The following is a 16,283-nucleotide window of genomic DNA, read 5'->3' as shown; positions in this document are numbered from 1 at the left end:
GGCTATTCATGCGGGGTCATGTCTGCCTCTCACGCTCCCACCGTCGTCATCGAAAACTTCTATCCCTGCCTCGAAGGCGGGCGCCATCCTGTTAAGAGGGTGATTGGCGAATCGCTGGATGTCTGGTGCGACATTTTCAAAGACGGTCATGATGTGATGAGCGCGGTGCTGCGCTGGCGGCTGACGGGCACGCGACGCTGGTTTGAAGCGCCGATGAAGCCGCTGTCGAACGACCGCTGGCAGGGCCTGTGCCGTTTTGAAAAAGCCGGGCGCTGGGAGTACGTCGTCGAAGCTTGGGGCGACACATTCCGTTCGTGGAAGAAAACCTTTGCCGTGCGGGTGCAGGCCAAGGATCCCGATGCGCCTATCGAGGCGCAGGAAGGCGCAAGGCTGCTGCGCGAGGCAGGCAAACGTGCTCGTGGCGCTGGTGTGCCTGCCGCAGCCACTCAGCTTGAGGATTGCGCTGATCTGCTGACCTCAGTGGCACCAACAGACATCATGGATGTACTGCTGTCTGACGAGATGCAGAGCCTGATGGACCAGTATCCCGACCGCTCGCAGTCCACCACCTCCGATGCGCTCGGTGTCATCGTCGAACGTGAGCGCGCACGATTCTCGGCGTGGTACGAGTTCTTCCCGCGTGGCGCGGAAGGCCGTGCAGACAAGCATTCCACCTTCCGCGACTGCCTGGGACGTCTCGATCATGCGGCTCACATGGGCTTCGATGTGATCTACTTTCCGCCGATCCATCCCATCGGCATCACGGCCCGCAAAGGCAAAAATAACACGCTTACAGCCAAGCCTGACGATGTGGGCAGTCCGTGGGCCATTGGCGGTCCGGCGGGTGGACATCGCGCCATTGAGCCGGCACTCGGAACGGAGAAGGACTTCGTCTGGCTCATCAAGGAGGCGAAGAAACGCGGCATGGAAATCGCGCTCGACTTCGCCCTCAACTGCTCGCCCGACCATCCCTACGTCAAAGATCATCCCGAATGGTTCTATCAGCGCCCCGACGGCAGCATCCGCTACGCGGAAAATCCGCCGAAAAAGTACCAAGACATCTACCCCCTCAACTTCCACTGCGACGACTGGCGCAATTTGTGGAAAGAGCTGACGGACGTGGTGCAGTACTGGGTCGATGTCGGCGTGAAAATCTTCCGTGTCGATAATCCGCACACCAAACCCGTCGCGTTCTGGGAAGAGCTCATCGCCACCATCCAGCGCAAAGATCCCGATGTGCTGTTCCTCGCCGAAGCCTTCACGAAGCCGAAGATGATGCAGGTGCTGGGGAAAGTCGGCTTCACGCAGAGCTACACCTACTTCACCTGGCGCGAGAACTGCCATGCGCTTACCGAGTATGCCATTGAACTCACGCAGAGCGACATGCGCTGGTATTACCGCGCGAATTTCTGGCCGAACACGCCGGACATTCTGCCCGAACACCTGCAAAACGCCTGCCCGCAGATGTTCCGCATCCGCGCCGCGCTCGCCGCCACGCTGTCATCGAGCTGGGGCCTGTATTCCGGTTACGAGTTGTGTGAAAACGACCCGTATCCCGGCAAGGAGGAGTACAACAACAGCGAGAAGTACGAACTCAAACAGCGCGACTACGACAAGCCCGGCAATCTCACCGCCTTCATCCGCACGCTGAATCTCATCCGCCGTGACAACCCTGCGCTGCACCTCTACGACAACCTCAGCTTCCACGGCTCCGACCACGGCCAGATCATCTGCTACAGCAAATCCACGCCCGATTTCAGCAACCGCATCCTCTGCATCATCAGCCATGATGCGCATCAGTCCGTGATGAGCATGGTGCGTCTCAACCTCGCCGCCCTCGGTCTCGACAGCAGCCGCCCTTTCAAGGTTACCGACCTCATGCACAATCAAAGCTATGAATGGCGTGGTGCGAACAACTACGTCGCGCTCAATCCAAACGGCGTGTCGATGCATGTGTTCCGGGTGGAGCAGTGATTCAGATACAAGACAGGAAGATCATGAAGTGACGCATCGTTTCGAGTGGATGCGCTACATCCTGCTTTGTCTTCTCGTCCTCGGACTCCTCCACACCGCCAATGCCCAGCAGCCGAAATGGTACAAGGGCAACACGCACACGCATTCGCTGTGGAGCGACGGGAATGACTTCCCGGAGATGATCACGGATTGGTACAAGAAGAAGGGCTACGACTTCCTGGCGATCTCCGATCACAACGTGCTTCAGGCGAAAGAGGTGTGGATGGGTGTTCCGGCAGTGGAAAAGCGACGCAAGGCGCTTGGAAAGACCACGATGGACAAGTATCGCGCCCGGTTTGGCGACGAATGGGTGACGACACGTGACAAGGACGGCGTGACCGAGGTGCGATTGAAGAAACTCGAGGAATACCGACCCAAGTTTGAGGAACCGGGCAAGTTTTTGATCGTGCAGGCGGAGGAGATCAGCGCGGGACTGGGCAAGGCGCCGGTCCACATGAACGCGGTGAACCTGCGGGAGGAGATCAAGCCGATCAAAGATCTGGGCAGCATTCAGGAAGTGCTGCGGGCCAATTTTAAGCTAGTGAACGAGCAATCGCAGCGCCTCGGCGTGCCGATGTTCACGCACATCAATCATCCCAACTTCCGCTGGGCCTTCACGGCGGAGGATATGGCCGCCGTGCTGGAGGAAAACTTCTGGGAGATCTACAATGGCCATCCGGGCATCAACTGGCTGGGAGATGAGACGCGCGTGGGACACGAGAAGCTGTGGGACATCGCCAACACGCTGCGCATCGCGCAGTTCAAGGCGCCGCCGCTGTATGGCGTGGGCACGGATGACTCGCATCACTACCATGGCGAGGAAAGCAGCCCAGGGCGAGGCTGGGTGATGGTGCGGGCGGCGAAGCTGGATGCGGATGAGATTGTGAAGGCGATGAAGGCTGGCGACTTTTATGCGTCTTCCGGTGTCGTGCTGGATGACGTGAGCTTCACCGACGGCATGCTGCGCATTCGGATTCATGCGGAACCAGGGGTGAAATACGTCACGGAGATTCGCGGCACCTTGCAGGGCTACGACACGGCCACGAGAGAAGTCCAGACACCCACGGGCGACACCTATCCGACGCGAAAACTCTACTCGGATGACGTGGGCAAGACGCTGGCGACATTGGAAGGCGCGGAGATCGCCTGGAAGGCGACGGGCAAGGAGTTGTACATCCGCGCGTCGATTGTGTCATCGAAGCCTCATCCAAATCCGTCGTTCATGGGCCAGACGGAGACCGCGTGGACGCAGCCGATGGGCTGGAAAAAGTAATCTCAGCGCATCCGCATGCCCTGCATGCGGGCCTGCATGCCTTCGAGCATCGGAGCCATTTCCAGCTTCATTGAGAGCGGGGCTTCCTTGAAGAAGGCGCCCATGTCCTTGGTAAAGGTTTTTTCGAAGCCGGCGGCGTCTTGATCGAGCAGGAGCTGCATTTCCGGATTGTTGGAGGCTTTCTTCTTCATCTCACGATGGATGCCGCCGATGATGCGGCGACGCTCCTCGGGAGGCAGCTTTTCGATGCCCTTCATGACGGCCTTGAAGTTTTCTTCGACGGTGCGGCTGATGTATTCGCCCTTTTCCTCGTCGGTAAGCGACTTGAAGAAGCGATCCATGGTCTCCAAGCCATCCTCGCGCAGGGTGCTGCGCTGGTTGAAGTCGAGCTTGATGACGGAGGTGATGACTTTGTCGAGATGCTGCTGGCGCTGCTCGTGGCCGAGGTCTTCGTCTTCAAGCCACGGGGCCGTCTCCATCATTGTGAGCGTCTTTTCCGGCGAGAACACGGAATCTTCAGTGACCCACATGACAACAGTCACCGCACCCCAGACGAGGGCGAGGAAGGCGGCGACTTGAAGCCAGAGACGTTGGACCGGCATGCGGTGCTATCTTTTGCCAAAACGGCGGCCAAGCAACGAGAGGAATTCGCCCGATTCCTCGACTTGGAGCCTTTTGGTGACGGCGAAGTAAGCGACAGCGGCGATGGCGATGCTCACACCGAGCGTGGCGCAGCGCAGGAGGAAGTTCAGGTGTGCCCAGTCGGCCATGATCGTGAATTTGGCCGCCAAACAGATGCCGGACATCGCGGCGATGCCGACGATGAGCTTGATAAGCGCCTGCATGAGCGAACGCGTTTCGAGGCCGCTGGCGAACTTGCGCATGCAGAGGTAGAGCGTGAGGAAATTCAGTGCGAGACCGACCGCTGTGGCCCAGGCGAGCGCGGTGTGATCCCATTCCAGGACGAAGACGGTGATGGAGTTCACGGTCGCGGTGAACACGATGATGCCCAAGCTGACCATCATCGGGATGAAACGGCGGTTGATCGTGTAAAACGCGGGCTGGAGCACTTTGATGGCGGCGTAGAAGATGAGGCCAAATGCATAGGCTTGCAGCGGCGCAGCGGTCATTTGCACGTCGTGTGCGGTGAATTTGCCGTGCTCGAAGATGATGGAGATGATTTCGTGCGAGAGCAGCGAGAGGCCAACAGCGCAGGGCAGCGTCAGGAAGAGCACGAGGCGCAATCCTTTGGCCAAAGCGCCGCGAAACGCGGGCGTCATGCCTTCGGTGGCAAGGCGGGAGAGCATGGGCAGCGTGACGGTGGCGACAGCGACACCGAAAAGGCCGAGAGGGAGCTGCTGGAGGCGCTGGGCGTTCGCCAACCAGGCCAAAGACGATTCTTTACCCACCGTATAGGAGGCGAAGATGGAATTGAGCAGCACGGCCACCTGCGTGCCGCTGGCGGCGAGCATGGAAGGCCACATGAGGTGCAGGACTTCCTTCACGGCGGGATCTTTGCAGCCAAAGTCGAAGCGAAAACGAAAACCGACGCGGCGCAGGGAGGGAAGCTGGACGGCAAGCTGCAGCACGCCGCCGATCAAGGTGCCAATGGCGAAGCCGGTGAGGCCCTTTTCGCTGACATTGCCATGGCGGAAGCCAGGATCGATGAACCAAGCGAGCACAACGCCGCCGACGATGCAGCCGAGATTGAAGAAGGCGGAGGCTACGGCGGGAATGAAGAAGACCTTCTTCGAGTTCAACATGCCCATCACTAGCGCCGTCACGGACACGAGCGCGATGAAGGGGTACATGATCTGCGCTAGCCATGTCCCAAGTACTTTGGCCTCTTCACTGAGGCCCGGCGTGAGAATGCGGAACAAAATCGGAGCCAGAGCCACACCGGCGATGGCGACGATGGTCATGAACCACATCGAGAGCGAGATCATCTTACGTGCGAGCACCCAGGCGGCCTCGTCGCCCTCGGTTTTCATCTTCTTCGAGAACGTGGTGACGAAGGCAGTGGAGAGAGCGCCTTCGGCAAAGAGATCGCGCAGCATGTTCGGCGTGCGGAAGGCGGCGGTGAAGATGCCGGTGAAGGCGGAGCCGAAGAAGCCGTTCAGCATCTGGTCGCGCACGAGTCCGAGGACGCGGCTGCAGAGGATGGCGATGGAGACGATCCCAGTGGACCGTGCTTGGGAAGAATCTTTCTTTTCGTCGCTCATGAGGCTTTGCGCACACTTGCACGCCGCAGTTTGTCCATCATGGCGATGCCCATGCCGTGTTCATGCAACGGTTCCGCAATGATTTCATCAACGCCGAGCTTGTCGAGCGCGCGCAGGACGTAAAAGAAGCGCACAGCGGCTTCAGGAAGCTTGCCGTTGCCGGGGCTGAGCATCATGACTTCTTCCCAGTCGGTGAGATTGAGATAACCGTCCTTTTCCTCGCCGCGGTAGCTCATGAGGGCGTAGCGTTTGCCTTCTTCGGGGATGAAATCGGACGGACGTTCGAGCAGGCGCAGCGGCGTCTTCGGCGCGTAATGCGATGCGAGCTGGCCGGGAGCTTCGGTGGCTTCATCGACGACGGTGCGCGTGGCGTAGCGCACTTTGCCATAGAGTTTCAAATCTTCCGCCGTGATGGGACCGGGGCGCACGATGGTGATAAACATCTTCGGGCTGCCAGGCTCGATTTTGATGATGGTGGACTCCAAACCGAACATGCAGGCACCGGCATCGACGATGAGATGGATGCGGCCGTCGAGCTCGGTGAGCACGGCGCTGGCGGAAGTCGGGCTGATGGAGCCGAAACGGTTCGCGCTGGGCGCAGCGAGCGGTTTGTCGAGCGCGCTGATGACGCGGCGGAAGATCGCATTGGAGCTGACGCGAACGGCCACAGTGGGCAGTCCGGCGGTGACGATGTCGGGAACGATGGGCTTTTTCGGCAGCAGGATTGTGAGAGGCCCGGGCCAGAAGCGTTCGACCATCTTTTTCAAGGTCAGAGCGATCTCTGCAGGCACCTCCGCAACGAGATCAATCTGCTCTTTGCTGGCCAGATGAACGATGAGCGGATCGAAGGTGGGACGTTCTTTGGCTTCGAAGATTTTCGCGACGGCGGCGGCATCGAGTGCGTTCGCGGCGAGGCCATAGACGGTTTCGGTCGGCAGGGCAACGACTTCGCCTTCGCGGAGCAGCCGGACGGCCTCCTCGACCGCCTGGTGCATGAGCGGTGGCTGGTCGGTGGGCAGAACGGCGGTGACGTAACTCATGAAGGGGAAGTGTGGCTCTCAATCACCGCCCAGGCGTTGTGATTGTGGATGGATTCGTAATTTTCAGCCTCGACGCGGAACCAGGTGATCTTTGTGTGGGCCTTGGCCTTCACGGCGACGTTGCGCACGAGGTCTTCGACGAAGACGGGATTGTCGTAGGCAGCTTCGGTGACGTGTTTTTCGTCGGGACGTTTCAAAATGCTGTACAACTCGCTGCTGGCGCTGGATTCGACGAGTTCGATGAGATCCTCGATCCACACCGGTTCGGTGAAGCGGACGGCGAGCGTGACCGTGCCGCGCTGATTGTGCGCACCGCGGTCGCTGATGGCCTTCGAGCAGGGGCAGAGTGTGGCGACGGGGACTTCGACGGTGAGGACAAAGTCGGTCTTGGCGGCATCGGCGTTCACTTCGAAGACGACGCCGTAGTCGAGGAGGCCTTCAGCACCTGAAACGGGGGCCTTTTTAGAACGGAAGTACGGGAAGCGCATTTCGACGTGCGCCTTGTCGGCGTGGAGCTTTTTCATCAGCTCACGCGGCATGGCTACGATGTTTGAAACGGTCAGCTCGGTTCCATGCGCGTGCAGAATCTCGACGAAACGGCTCATGTGTGTGCCTTTGAACTGATGCGGCAAATCGACGGCGAGCGAGACAGTGGCGACGGTGTGCTGCACGGCCGCGTCGCGATCACGAATGCGCATGGGGAAACGCAGACTGCGCACGCCCACGCGGTCGATGGGCAGACGGCGGTCGTCGCGTTCGTTTTGCGTGTCGGTGAGGGCGGGCATGGTCAGGGGCGGAAATGAAACTTCCCACTGCCGCGTGATGCAACAGTGGGAAGCGGATCAAAAGAAACCCTTCACGGGCGGAAGCTACGAATCAAGCCATGAGGTTCACGGCGCGGGAGCGCTTGATCTCGCGCACGACCTTGCGGTGCAGCCAGGCTGGAAGACCGGTGATGCGGCGGGGGATGAGCTTGCCGGATTCGGTGGTGAAGCGGGCGAGCAGCTCAGGATTGGTGTAAGAAATCTTTTCCACCGGAATGTCCACACGGCGACGCGGCATCTTGCGATTCGCGCGGCGGAAGTTGGACATGCGTTCTTTGGTCTTCGGTTGCATGGCGGTCGTGGGTAAAAATTAGCGGGTTTCGCGGTGCAGGGTGCGCTTCTTCATGAAGTGATTGAACTTCACCTTCTCAAGACGACCCGGAGTGCGGACGCTCTTTTTGTTGCGCGTGGTCACGTAACGGGAGGGCGGCATTCCTGCGGCCTTCGCTTCAGTGCATTCAAGGGTGATGATTTCTCGCGGCATAAATTTGGGGCGCGGAGGCTAGGTCACTCCTTGGAGAAGTCAAGCGATTCGCCGGAGTTGTTATTGTTGGCGGCGGGGGTGGCGTCATCCTCGTCCTTGTCGTCGTCGGCGGCATCGTCGGCGTTGTCGAGGCCGAAGAGGGAATGCACCGGACGGCTCCAGCGGCCGCTCATCTGGTTGCGCTCGAGTTTTTCCTGATAAGTGACGGAATAACGGGCGAAAGGCATGGCCTCAAGGCGCTCCTCGGGGATTTTGGCCCCGGTGCCTTCGCACAGGCCGTAGGTGCCTGTTTCGATGCGCTTCAGAGCCTCGTTGATCTCATAAAGAGCGTCCTGCTCCTTGCCGAGGAGGCTGAGGGCGAAGTCACGGTCGTAGGCGTCGCTGCCAGCATCGGCCTGGTGCATGCCGAAGGCGGAGGAGTCACCGTTTTCGTTGCGGATGGTCTCGCTGGCAACGCCTTCGATGGAGTTGAGGTAGGCGTCGCGCAGTTCGACGAGACGCTGCTTCTGCTTCTTGAGGAAGGGGGTCATCTTCACCGGCCCCTTGGCGATTTCGATGGTGACGCCCTCTTCTTCGCGGTTGGCGCGTGAACGCGGTGTGCCGGCGGTCGAAACCGAGGTGCGACCCTTGGGAACAAGCGGGGCGGGCGCGGCCTTGGATGCCTTGGTCGCTTTGACCGGAGCCACAACGGGCTTCACGGGAGCCGGAGCCGGTTTGGCGGCAGGCGTGACGGCCTTGGCAGGAGCTTTCGCGGCGGTTTTTTTGGCAGGAGCAGCCTTGACGGCGGGCTTTTTGGCGGAAACGGGTTTCTTGGCGGGGGCTTTTTTGATAACGGTTTTCTTCACAGGTTTGGGGGAGGGTTTCTTCGGAGCAGGCTTTTTAGGCGCCGCTTTTTTGGAAATGGGTTTGCTCTTCGACTTGGCCGCAGGCTTCACTGCCTTGGCGGGAGTTTTCTTGACTGGCTTGGCCGCAGGCTTTTTGGCCGCAGGCTTCTTAGCTGCGGTTTTCTTGGATTTCGCAGGCATGACTAGGTCGATGTTGGGATTGTCGATGAGCTTATCGTATAACCGCACCCGGCCACGGATGCGGAAAAAGAGGCGCGGATTCTGGCTGTGGTTGTCCATGCGCGCAACCACTATTCCGAGGCGTTGCAAAAGCCCCTCCAGATGAGTGATCTGACGGGTTGCGGCAGGTTTCTGCCGGGATACTCTGCTGGTCATGAATGCCGAACAGTCCCCCGGTTCCGCGCTTTCCAGCCTGTGGCAGCAAATCCGTGCCGTGCTCGACCTCGTGCTGGATCTTTCCTTCAAGCGCTTTGTCACCCCGCGGCTGGTGCGCATGCTGTATGTGCTGAGCCTGCTGGCGGCCTCGTTCTATGCGCTGTCCTACATGTTCAGCGGCTTCCAGAACGGCACGTTCACGGGCATTTTCCAGATGGTCACCGCACCGCTGGCCTTTCTGCTCTACCTGATCGTCGCACGCGTGGCGGTGGAACTGATCCTCGCGATCTTCCGCATTGCCGACCACATCGCGCCGCTGAACGAGGAAGCGGGGGCAAAGTCTGCCCAAGCTCCGCCTGCGAATCAGCCTCTGTGACCCAAAGAGGGGGACTTTGTGAAACTTTTCACAAAATCGGGTTGCCGCCCATGCGGAGGGCCGGATAATCGCCGCGCTGATGTTCACGCCACTGCTCGCCAATCTTGATCTTATTGCCCTCGCCGCCTCGGTGGGGAAGATCGTATTTTTGACCTTTCTGGTCATCCTCCCGCTGGTTTCGATCGCCGTTTACTTTGAGCGACGCATCTCGGCGGTGATTCAGGACCGCGTGGGGCCAAACCGCGTGGGCGTGCCGCTGACGCTGCTGGGCTTCAAGAAAGACTGGCAGCCCTTTGGCATCGGTGGTCTGGCACAGGCGGCAGCGGACGGCTTGAAGTTCATTTTGAAGGAAGATTTTGTTCCAGCCCATGTGCGCACCTTCTATTACTGGCTCGCGCCCTGCATGACGGTGGTGCCTGCCCTGCTCACCTGCGTGGTGCTGCCGTTTGGCAGTGAATTGAACCTGTCCTTTCTCGGGCTCGCCGAGCCGATCAAAATGGTGATCGCTGATCTGAGTGTCGGGCCGCTGTTCACCTTCGCCATCGCCTCTCTCGGGGTCTATGGCATCGTCCTCGCTGGCTGGGCCTCCAATTCAAAATACCCCTTCCTCGGCGGTGTGCGTGCGAGCGCGCAGATGATCTCGTATGAAATCTCGCTGGGACTGTCGGTCATCCCGGTGCTGATGATTTTCGGTGAGCTGAACCTGACCAAGATGTCCGCGTTCCAAGATGCCAACGGCTGGCTGCTGCTGCCACTCTGGGGCGAAGGCCTCAGCGTCGCACGCTGGGTGCTGCTGATCCCCATTGCCATTTCCTTTGTCATTTTCACCGTTTCGATGTTTGCGGAGACGAACCGCCTGCCCTTCGACCTAGCCGAGTGCGAAACGGAGCTGGTGGCAGGTTATCATACGGAGTACAGCTCGATGAAGTTTGCGCTGTTCTTCATGGGTGAATACGCCGCCATGATCATCGGCTCAGGCATGGCGGTGACGCTGTTCCTCGGTGGCTGGAGCATTCCCTGCTGGCCGTTGCTGGAAAAAATCATCCCGCTGCAGCTCCATTTCAGCCCCGGCGACACGCCGCTCTACACCGGCCTGCTGCACATCGCGACGTTCTTCGCGAAGGTGTTCTTCTTCATCGTCTTCTTCATCGTCATCCGCTGGACGCTGCCGCGCTTCCGCTTCGATCAGCTCATGGCGCTCGGCTGGAAGGTCTTTTTCGAACTCGCCCTCGCGAACGTGTTCCTCACCGCGCTGCTGATGTGGTGGTTCCCGTTGAAGTGAGCCATTTCTCAGCGCACAACGCGAGGAAAAACCCGAGGAAGCCGCCGAGCGTGTCAGCGATCCAGTCCCGTAAATCGCCGCCGCTACGGCTAGGGGTGAAGGTTTGATGCCACTCATCAAGGACGCCGACAATGGAGCAGAACAGCACGGTCAAAACGATGGCGACCGCCGTCTTGCGGGCGAAACCGGCGAGCCGCAGGCTGAGCAGGAAGCACATGCCACCGGCGGCGAAATAGAGTGTGTGCTCGATTTTGTCGATGCCCTCGAATTTCCCAGGCGAGGGCAGTTTGCTCTGCTCTGAGAGCCAGTAGAGAACGGCCGCCCAAAGGATGACGAACGAGCGCCACAGTTGGGGCGAGGAGAAAAAACGCGGCAGTTGCATCGCGCGCGGTGTATCACCGGCGGGAAGAACCGCAAGCACGATTCGCCACGCCCGCAAAGCGATAGACAAGCGCACGCCCTCGCGTTACACCTCGCCCGCCCAACCTCATCCAACCATGAAACTGCACCTCACGCTCGCCGCTTTGTTCACCGCGCTCTCCTTTGCCAGCGCCGAAGAGAAAGAGATCTTCAATGGCAAAGACCTGACCGGCTGGGAGGGCAACAAAGACCTCTGGAGCGTGAAGGACGGCGCGATCACCGGCATCACGCCACCTGACCCCGCCGATCCGAAGAAAGGCATCATCAAGCACAACACCTTCCTCGTCTGGAAGGGCGGCACCGTGGCTGATTTCGAGCTGACGTTCCAGTTCCGCATCGAAAAGGGCAACTCTGGCGTCCAGTACCGCAGCAAGGAACTCACCCCAGGCGAGTTCGGGCCGATCATCAGCGGCTATCAGGCCGATTTTGAGGCCGGGGAAAAATACAGCGGCATTCTTTATGAAGAACGCGGTCGCGGCATTCTGGCCCTGCGTGGTGAGAAGACCGTGATCAAGGCCGGTCCGGACGGCAAGAAGCCGGTGGTCGAAAAAGCCGGCACCGTGGGCGATAGCGCCGCGATCCAGGCCGCGATCAAGAAAGAGGATTGGAACGAGTACCGCATCGTCGCCAAGGGCAATCATGTGCAACACTTCATCAATGGCATGCAGACGGTCGATGTGACTGATGAAGATGCCGCCAATGCGCCGAAGGAAGGTCTGCTGGCGCTGCAGATTCACCAGGGCCCGCCGATGATCGTTCAATTCAAGAACTTCAAGCTCGTCGAATCGAAGTAAGCCCTGGCATTCATCACGCTGTCATGACCCGACTGATTTTTTCCGCGATTTTCCTGTGCACCTGCGGCCTTGCTGCCAAGGCGGTCGCTGGAACCGAATACATCGTCGTCAGCGGCGGGCCTGCCGTGCGGCGGTTCGAGGATCTGCGCAAACCGGGGGAGCAGCATGACCGCTGGTGGGGCAATTTCATCCGCACCGCTCGCGTGCGTATGCAGGATATCCAAAGCACGGCTCCTCCGGGCACGAAGATCACCTGGCTGGTGTATCGTGACGGCTATGTACGCCGCTCCGCCGCCGACCACCAGCCGCTGACGCAGAACATCGAGTCCGTGCCGCAGGCGTATCCATTCATCAACCTTGTCTGGTTCCGCAGCACGGATGAACTCATCCGTTACATCAACCACGGCGCCTCAGGACGCAGCGGCATGAAGATCTCCGGCTTTGAGTACTTCGGCCACTCGAACAAGTACAGCTTCATGTTCGATTACAGTTCCGATGTGTATGCCACCTCCACCGCGTGGCTGCATGAGAATGATCTGGGTAAAATCAGCCGCTGGGCCTTCCTCAAAAAAGCCTACTGCCAGAGCTGGGGCTGCCACACGGCGGAGAGCTTTAGCAAGGCTTGGAAACGGGCCACAGGCACCTTCATGATCGGTGCCAAGGGCAAGACGGATTACTCCTACATGCACGAGCGCAACTGGCAGGTGGGCCTGTCCCCCGATGCGTACTGGGTGCGGCGGTGATCACTTCCCGCTCCACACAAACGTCACCGGCTTGTCGATGTCGGGATGCACGCTGTGATGCACGGGGCAGCCGAGAGCGGTGGCTTCGAGAACTTTGCAGTCGGGATGATCGGCGGGCAGCGGGATCTCGATGGTGATGGGCAAGCGCACAATGCGACGCGGGCTGTCCGTGCTCATGTGCTTTTCCACGCTGACCTTCATGCCGGGGAGGTCGTAGCCCTTCTGCTGCGCCTTGATGCCGATCACCGTCGCCATGCAGGTGGCAAGCGCGGTGGCGACGAGATCGGTGGGACTGAAGGACTCGCCTTTGCCGTGATTGTCCACCGGCGCATCCGTGACCATCTGGTTCTGCGAGGGGCCATGCGTGGCACGGCAGCGCAGGCCACCCTCGTAATCGATGCTGATGGAAACGGCCATAGGCTGCGGAGAATGCGATGATTACTGCACGGTGAGGATGCCGTTCATGATCGCGACATGACCGGGGAAGGTGCAGAAATAGGGGTATTCACCGGCGGCAGGCAGCGTGAACTCGATGGACTCGGTCTGGCCGGGGTTGAGGAGCTTGGTGTGGGCGAGAATGTCGGGCGAGTCGGGGATGTAGCCCTTGTCCACCAGCGTGATCGCGCTCATGGCGATGGTCATCATCTTGTCCTTCGTGCCGAGCTTGCCGAGCACGAAATTGTGCGGCTGCGGCAGGGTAGGATGTATGTTAATGAAGGTCACCTTCACCTTCTGGCCAGCCTTGGCGCTGATGCTCTTCGTATCGTAGGCCAGCGGGTTGGCAGAGTCAGGCTTGATGGTGACTTCGAGCACCGGGAGATTGGCGGCAGGGGCCGAAGTGGCGGCGGGTGCAGCCGCACCAGCGACCGGGGCTGCGGCAACGGCAGCAGGCGTTTCTGCCTTCGGCTTCGGACGCAGGGAGATCCATCCTTTCCACATAAAAGCCAGCACCCAGAGCAGGACAACGCCGCCAATGACGGTGCCGATGATGGCATTGAGAGTGGACCAGATGGAGGATGATTTTTCCGAGGAAGGGGAGTGCGCGGACATGGCTTGGGATGGAGGTTTGAGCGCGCATCAGAGCACAGCACCGCTCGAAAGCAACCGCCGTGTGCCTCACTGGGCCGTCACGCCCGCGACCTCTGTCATGGCCTTGCCGACCCGATCCGAAATCAGCGCCAGAATGTCGTTGTGATGCGCGTCCGGAACCTCATGGAACGTCACCACCTGCGGGTGCGCCACCGCCAGTTCACGCCCCATGTGCGCAGGGATCACCTCGTCCGCCGCACCGTGGAAGATCACAAGGCGCGCACCCGTGCGCGAGGCGACGTGGCGCAGCGTCTTGCGATTGTCGAAGCGGTGCAGGTTCAAATAGCACAGCGGCCAGCCGAGCACGAGGCGGCCCATGTCCGTCATCGTGGTGAAAGGGGAGAGCAGCACCGCGCGGCGCACGTCGAGATCCTCCGCCGCCATCAGCGCCGCCGCAGCGCCGAGCGAATGGCCCAGCACTGCGATCCGTGGCTGTAGATCTTCTTTGGTCGTGTTCAAATGCTTCGCCAGCGCCTCGAAAGCCGCTTTGCTGCTCTCACGAATGCGCCCCGGCGTCGGCGCACCCTCGCAGTCGCCATAGCCGGGATAATCGACGAGCAAGTATGCAAATTGTTCGTCCCACGCGTCCGTAAAATGCAGCCAGTCGAGCGCCAGAGCGCCGTTCCCACCGAAGCAGAGCCAGATCGTTGGCGGCAGGCCCGGCGTGCTCGCGCGTGGCGGGATGTAAAACGCCGTCTGCGTGCCCTGCGAGGTGGTGAAGCGAACGCGAGCACCTTGCATGGCGCTCAGCATTCTTTCGTGCTGCGGTCGGCAGGGGTTCGGGTGGTAGATGAGACTGGACTGGCAGCCAAGCAGGAATATCGCAGGGGTGAGGATGGCAATGGCAACGAGGCGCAGCAAGCGTTTCCAAAGTGTCATGGCGTTCAATCGGGTGAACGGTTACGTTTTCAAGAGTCCCTTTTAACGCACCGGCGTCCAGCGCAGACGGTAAAAGCCGCTGCCTGTGAGCGAGGATGGATTCTGCCAACTGTGGGTGAAGGAGGGCACGGTGTCAGCGGTACGAAAGGTTTGCTCGACAGTCCATGGATCCGCGAGATTGGGGGAGCTTTCGAGAGTGTAGCTGACCTGGGGGTCAAGATTCGCGGCGTCGAGGGTGAGTTGTCCGTCACTGATTCGCGGCGTCAGAATGGGTCCGGTGCCCAATTGAGCGGCCCAGGCAAGCGCATAGGGGCGGTTATTGGTCCCGGAGGTGACTTCGAGCATGTACTGGCCAGGCGGCAGATTGTATTGAAACAGGTGCTCCACGTTGTCCACGCTGCTGGTGGAAGCGCTGATCGCTGTGGCGTCCGGCGTGAAGTTCTGGGAGGCATAAAGACGCAGGGTGAGATTGTAAGTGGTGCTGCTGTAGGTGCCTGCGATCCCGGTGAGTGTACGATGCCAGTTGAGTGCTGCGGAAAAAATGCCTGCAAACTTCCCTGTCGGGATGCTGAAGAAATAGCGGCGTCCGGTGGTGTTAGACGCGGTGGCAAAATCCCAACCTCGGGATGGCCGCTCCACACTCGTGGAATACGTGTGCTGACCGGCTTGCTGGATGTAATACGCGTTACGCAGATTGATTTCACCAGCGCCGAAAACGTCGTCGTAAGGTTCGGTGTCCGCATCACGCTGCCATTGCGGCAGGTTTTGCTTTGAGGCACCTGCGAGGAGCTGTGCCTTGATGACCTGGGGCTTCTCCGCATTTGCGTTCCCGGAGGCAACCGCAGACTGTAGCAGTGCGGCGGCCGATCCGGCGATCACCGGTGCGGCATAGCTGGTCAGGCTCTCATTAACGACGAGATCTGGCTTCATACGTCCACTGCCATCGGTGTTCGTCCCGCCCTGACTGTGCCCCCCGGAGCGGAGGCCGGCGGTGAGAGCGTGGTAATTGTTGCCCAAGAGCCCTGACATGGCGCCGGTGCTGTTGTCCAGCGCGGTGGCCACGATGCGCCCATCGCGCTCGATCAGATAATCGAGGCGGCGCAGAAGCTGCGTGTCCGCGCTCCCGGCGCTGCCCACCCAGCTATGGTTATGCACGCGGCCGGGGAATGCTTCCGGCGCGTTTGCGCTGTTAAGGCGGTTGATGAAATCCGTCGCGGTGTAGTTGTGAATCTCCGTGGCACCACGAGCGATGCCGGAACCATTCGCGTAGAAATAGGAGGACACCGATTGAGCGTGGCCCAGAACCACGCCCGCACCGGACTCGGCGTAAAATGTTTTGCCGGCATAAGAACCTGCGCCAGCAAATGAGCCAGGCCCGCCGGCCTGCGGCAGATAATCGGGTGGTGAGGTCACTGAGTTGGCTTCAGCCTGCAGCAGGGGAATTCCCGCGCCCGTGGGCATGGAGACGCCAAGTTCGGCGGCAAGCTGGGTGTAGCCGATGTCATCGCGCCAGTCGGCAAGGAGCGGCGTCGGAAGACAAAGCCAGATTGTCAGGATCACGCTGTTCAGCGTGAAGATGACGAATCGAGGGGGTGGTCGGAACAGCATGGGGCGCGAGCAAGAG

18 protein-coding genes are annotated in these 16,283 nt (G+C 60.1%); 6 read left to right on the top strand and 12 right to left on the bottom strand.

Annotated elements, in window-relative coordinates; all coding sequences use genetic code 11:
- Nucleotides 1-18: 18 nt before the first annotated feature.
- Both U1A53_RS02585 and U1A53_RS02580 read left to right on the top strand, forming a co-directional pair.
- Complete coding sequence (locus U1A53_RS02585) at nucleotides 19-1,974, top strand: alpha-1,4-glucan--maltose-1-phosphate maltosyltransferase (RefSeq protein ID WP_322278798.1); 1,956 nt, start codon at nucleotides 19-21, stop codon at nucleotides 1,972-1,974.
- Nucleotides 1,975-2,002: 28 nt separating this feature from the next.
- Complete coding sequence (locus tag U1A53_RS02580; protein ID WP_322278797.1) at nucleotides 2,003-3,286, top strand: hypothetical protein; 1,284 nt, start codon at nucleotides 2,003-2,005, stop codon at nucleotides 3,284-3,286.
- A gap of 2 nt (nucleotides 3,287-3,288) precedes the next feature.
- Here the strand turns inward: U1A53_RS02580 and U1A53_RS02575 are convergent, their stop codons facing one another.
- The 7 genes from U1A53_RS02575 to U1A53_RS02545 form a co-directional block, all read right to left on the bottom strand.
- Complete coding sequence (locus U1A53_RS02575) at nucleotides 3,289-3,888, bottom strand: hypothetical protein (protein ID WP_322278796.1); 600 nt, start codon at nucleotides 3,886-3,888, stop codon at nucleotides 3,289-3,291.
- Nucleotides 3,889-3,894: 6 nt separating this feature from the next.
- Nucleotides 3,895-5,508: a murein biosynthesis integral membrane protein MurJ gene (gene murJ / locus U1A53_RS02570; protein ID WP_322278795.1), complete on the bottom strand. Its 1,614-nt coding sequence runs from the start codon at nucleotides 5,506-5,508 to the stop codon at nucleotides 3,895-3,897.
- Nucleotides 5,505-6,548: an L-threonylcarbamoyladenylate synthase gene (locus U1A53_RS02565; protein WP_322278794.1), complete on the bottom strand. Its 1,044-nt coding sequence runs from the start codon at nucleotides 6,546-6,548 to the stop codon at nucleotides 5,505-5,507. Before U1A53_RS02565 ends, murJ begins: the two co-directional genes overlap by 4 nt.
- Nucleotides 6,545-7,333: a GTP cyclohydrolase FolE2 gene (gene folE2, locus U1A53_RS02560; RefSeq protein ID WP_322278793.1), complete on the bottom strand. Its 789-nt coding sequence runs from the start codon at nucleotides 7,331-7,333 to the stop codon at nucleotides 6,545-6,547. Before folE2 ends, U1A53_RS02565 begins: the two co-directional genes overlap by 4 nt.
- A 91-nt stretch (nucleotides 7,334-7,424) precedes the next feature.
- Nucleotides 7,425-7,664 (bottom strand): 30S ribosomal protein S18, encoded by a 240-nt coding sequence (rpsR, locus tag U1A53_RS02555; protein ID WP_322278792.1) that lies wholly within the window; start codon nucleotides 7,662-7,664, stop codon nucleotides 7,425-7,427.
- An 18-nt stretch (nucleotides 7,665-7,682) separates the two neighbouring features.
- On the bottom strand, nucleotides 7,683-7,856 hold the full coding sequence (rpmG, locus tag U1A53_RS02550; RefSeq protein WP_294397372.1) for a 50S ribosomal protein L33: 174 nt from the start codon (nucleotides 7,854-7,856) through the stop codon (nucleotides 7,683-7,685).
- A 23-nt stretch (nucleotides 7,857-7,879) separates the two neighbouring features.
- The gene (locus U1A53_RS02545; protein ID WP_322278791.1) at nucleotides 7,880-8,980 is read right to left on the bottom strand and encodes a TraR/DksA C4-type zinc finger protein; all 1,101 of its coding nucleotides are present in this window, start codon (nucleotides 8,978-8,980) and stop codon (nucleotides 7,880-7,882) included.
- Nucleotides 8,981-9,074: 94 nt separating this feature from the next.
- Between U1A53_RS02545 and U1A53_RS02540 the strand changes: the two genes are divergently transcribed.
- Complete coding sequence (locus tag U1A53_RS02540) at nucleotides 9,075-9,452, top strand: DUF4282 domain-containing protein (RefSeq protein WP_322278790.1); 378 nt, start codon at nucleotides 9,075-9,077, stop codon at nucleotides 9,450-9,452.
- Nucleotides 9,453-9,531: 79 nt separating this feature from the next.
- The gene (locus U1A53_RS02535) at nucleotides 9,532-10,734 is read left to right on the top strand and encodes a complex I subunit 1 family protein (RefSeq protein ID WP_322278789.1); all 1,203 of its coding nucleotides are present in this window, start codon (nucleotides 9,532-9,534) and stop codon (nucleotides 10,732-10,734) included.
- Here U1A53_RS02535 and U1A53_RS02530 read toward each other — a convergent pair.
- Complete coding sequence (locus tag U1A53_RS02530; protein WP_322278788.1) at nucleotides 10,697-11,116, bottom strand: VanZ family protein; 420 nt, start codon at nucleotides 11,114-11,116, stop codon at nucleotides 10,697-10,699. The two genes, U1A53_RS02535 and U1A53_RS02530, sit on opposite strands and share 38 nt — an antisense overlap.
- 115 nt (nucleotides 11,117-11,231) lie before the next feature.
- Here U1A53_RS02530 and U1A53_RS02525 point away from each other — a divergent pair, with 115 nt between their 5' ends.
- Together U1A53_RS02525 and U1A53_RS02520 are read left to right on the top strand one after the other, a co-directional pair.
- Entirely contained in the window at nucleotides 11,232-11,948 is a 717-nt protein-coding gene (locus tag U1A53_RS02525) for a DUF1080 domain-containing protein (RefSeq protein ID WP_322278787.1), read from the top strand.
- 23 nt (nucleotides 11,949-11,971) lie between these two features.
- Nucleotides 11,972-12,691 carry a hypothetical protein gene (locus U1A53_RS02520; RefSeq protein ID WP_322278786.1) on the top strand — a complete coding sequence of 240 codons (720 nt, stop codon included), beginning with the start codon at nucleotides 11,972-11,974 and terminating at the stop codon, nucleotides 12,689-12,691.
- On the opposite strand, the gene U1A53_RS02515 is transcribed toward U1A53_RS02520, so the two are convergent.
- The 4 genes from U1A53_RS02515 to U1A53_RS02500 all read right to left on the bottom strand — a co-directional run bounded on the left by U1A53_RS02515 (nucleotide 12,692) and on the right by U1A53_RS02500 (nucleotide 16,267).
- Nucleotides 12,692-13,108: an OsmC family protein gene (locus U1A53_RS02515; protein WP_322278785.1), complete on the bottom strand. Its 417-nt coding sequence runs from the start codon at nucleotides 13,106-13,108 to the stop codon at nucleotides 12,692-12,694. It abuts the gene before it with no gap.
- A gap of 21 nt (nucleotides 13,109-13,129) precedes the next feature.
- Nucleotides 13,130-13,741 carry a plastocyanin/azurin family copper-binding protein gene (locus U1A53_RS02510; RefSeq protein WP_322278784.1) on the bottom strand — a complete coding sequence of 204 codons (612 nt, stop codon included), beginning with the start codon at nucleotides 13,739-13,741 and terminating at the stop codon, nucleotides 13,130-13,132.
- Between the two features lie 66 nt (nucleotides 13,742-13,807).
- Nucleotides 13,808-14,659: an alpha/beta hydrolase gene (locus U1A53_RS02505; protein WP_322278783.1), complete on the bottom strand. Its 852-nt coding sequence runs from the start codon at nucleotides 14,657-14,659 to the stop codon at nucleotides 13,808-13,810.
- Between the two features lie 42 nt (nucleotides 14,660-14,701).
- The gene (locus U1A53_RS02500; protein ID WP_322278782.1) at nucleotides 14,702-16,267 is read right to left on the bottom strand and encodes a hypothetical protein; all 1,566 of its coding nucleotides are present in this window, start codon (nucleotides 16,265-16,267) and stop codon (nucleotides 14,702-14,704) included.
- Nucleotides 16,268-16,283: the final 16 nt, after the last annotated feature.

This window comes from Prosthecobacter sp., assembly GCF_034366625.1.
Lineage (GTDB): Bacteria > Verrucomicrobiota > Verrucomicrobiia > Verrucomicrobiales > Verrucomicrobiaceae > Prosthecobacter.
This window is presented reverse-complemented; position numbering and strand designations above follow the sequence as displayed.

Bases quoted from the DNA above. Each gene is read 5' to 3' on its own strand.
- U1A53_RS02585 (WP_322278798.1), top strand. From the start codon at position 19: ATGTCTGCCTCTCACGCTCCCACCGTCGTCATCGAAAACTTCTATCCC.
- U1A53_RS02575 (WP_322278796.1), bottom strand. From the start codon at position 3,888: ATGCCGGTCCAACGTCTCTGGCTTCAAGTCGCCGCCTTCCTCGCCCTC.
- murJ (WP_322278795.1), bottom strand. From the start codon at position 5,508: ATGAGCGACGAAAAGAAAGATTCTTCCCAAGCACGGTCCACTGGGATC.
- U1A53_RS02565 (WP_322278794.1), bottom strand. From the start codon at position 6,548: ATGAGTTACGTCACCGCCGTTCTGCCCACCGACCAGCCACCGCTCATG.
- folE2 (WP_322278793.1), bottom strand. From the start codon at position 7,333: ATGCCCGCCCTCACCGACACGCAAAACGAACGCGACGACCGCCGTCTG.
- rpsR (WP_322278792.1), bottom strand. From the start codon at position 7,664: ATGCAACCGAAGACCAAAGAACGCATGTCCAACTTCCGCCGCGCGAAT.
- rpmG (WP_294397372.1), bottom strand. From the start codon at position 7,856: ATGCCGCGAGAAATCATCACCCTTGAATGCACTGAAGCGAAGGCCGCA.
- U1A53_RS02545 (WP_322278791.1), bottom strand. From the start codon at position 8,980: ATGGACAACCACAGCCAGAATCCGCGCCTCTTTTTCCGCATCCGTGGC.
- U1A53_RS02540 (WP_322278790.1), top strand. From the start codon at position 9,075: ATGAATGCCGAACAGTCCCCCGGTTCCGCGCTTTCCAGCCTGTGGCAG.
- U1A53_RS02535 (WP_322278789.1), top strand. From the start codon at position 9,532: ATGTTCACGCCACTGCTCGCCAATCTTGATCTTATTGCCCTCGCCGCC.
- U1A53_RS02530 (WP_322278788.1), bottom strand. From the start codon at position 11,116: ATGCAACTGCCGCGTTTTTTCTCCTCGCCCCAACTGTGGCGCTCGTTC.
- U1A53_RS02525 (WP_322278787.1), top strand. From the start codon at position 11,232: ATGAAACTGCACCTCACGCTCGCCGCTTTGTTCACCGCGCTCTCCTTT.
- U1A53_RS02520 (WP_322278786.1), top strand. From the start codon at position 11,972: ATGACCCGACTGATTTTTTCCGCGATTTTCCTGTGCACCTGCGGCCTT.
- U1A53_RS02515 (WP_322278785.1), bottom strand. From the start codon at position 13,108: ATGGCCGTTTCCATCAGCATCGATTACGAGGGTGGCCTGCGCTGCCGT.
- U1A53_RS02510 (WP_322278784.1), bottom strand. From the start codon at position 13,741: ATGTCCGCGCACTCCCCTTCCTCGGAAAAATCATCCTCCATCTGGTCC.
- U1A53_RS02505 (WP_322278783.1), bottom strand. From the start codon at position 14,659: ATGACACTTTGGAAACGCTTGCTGCGCCTCGTTGCCATTGCCATCCTC.
- U1A53_RS02500 (WP_322278782.1), bottom strand. From the start codon at position 16,267: ATGCTGTTCCGACCACCCCCTCGATTCGTCATCTTCACGCTGAACAGC.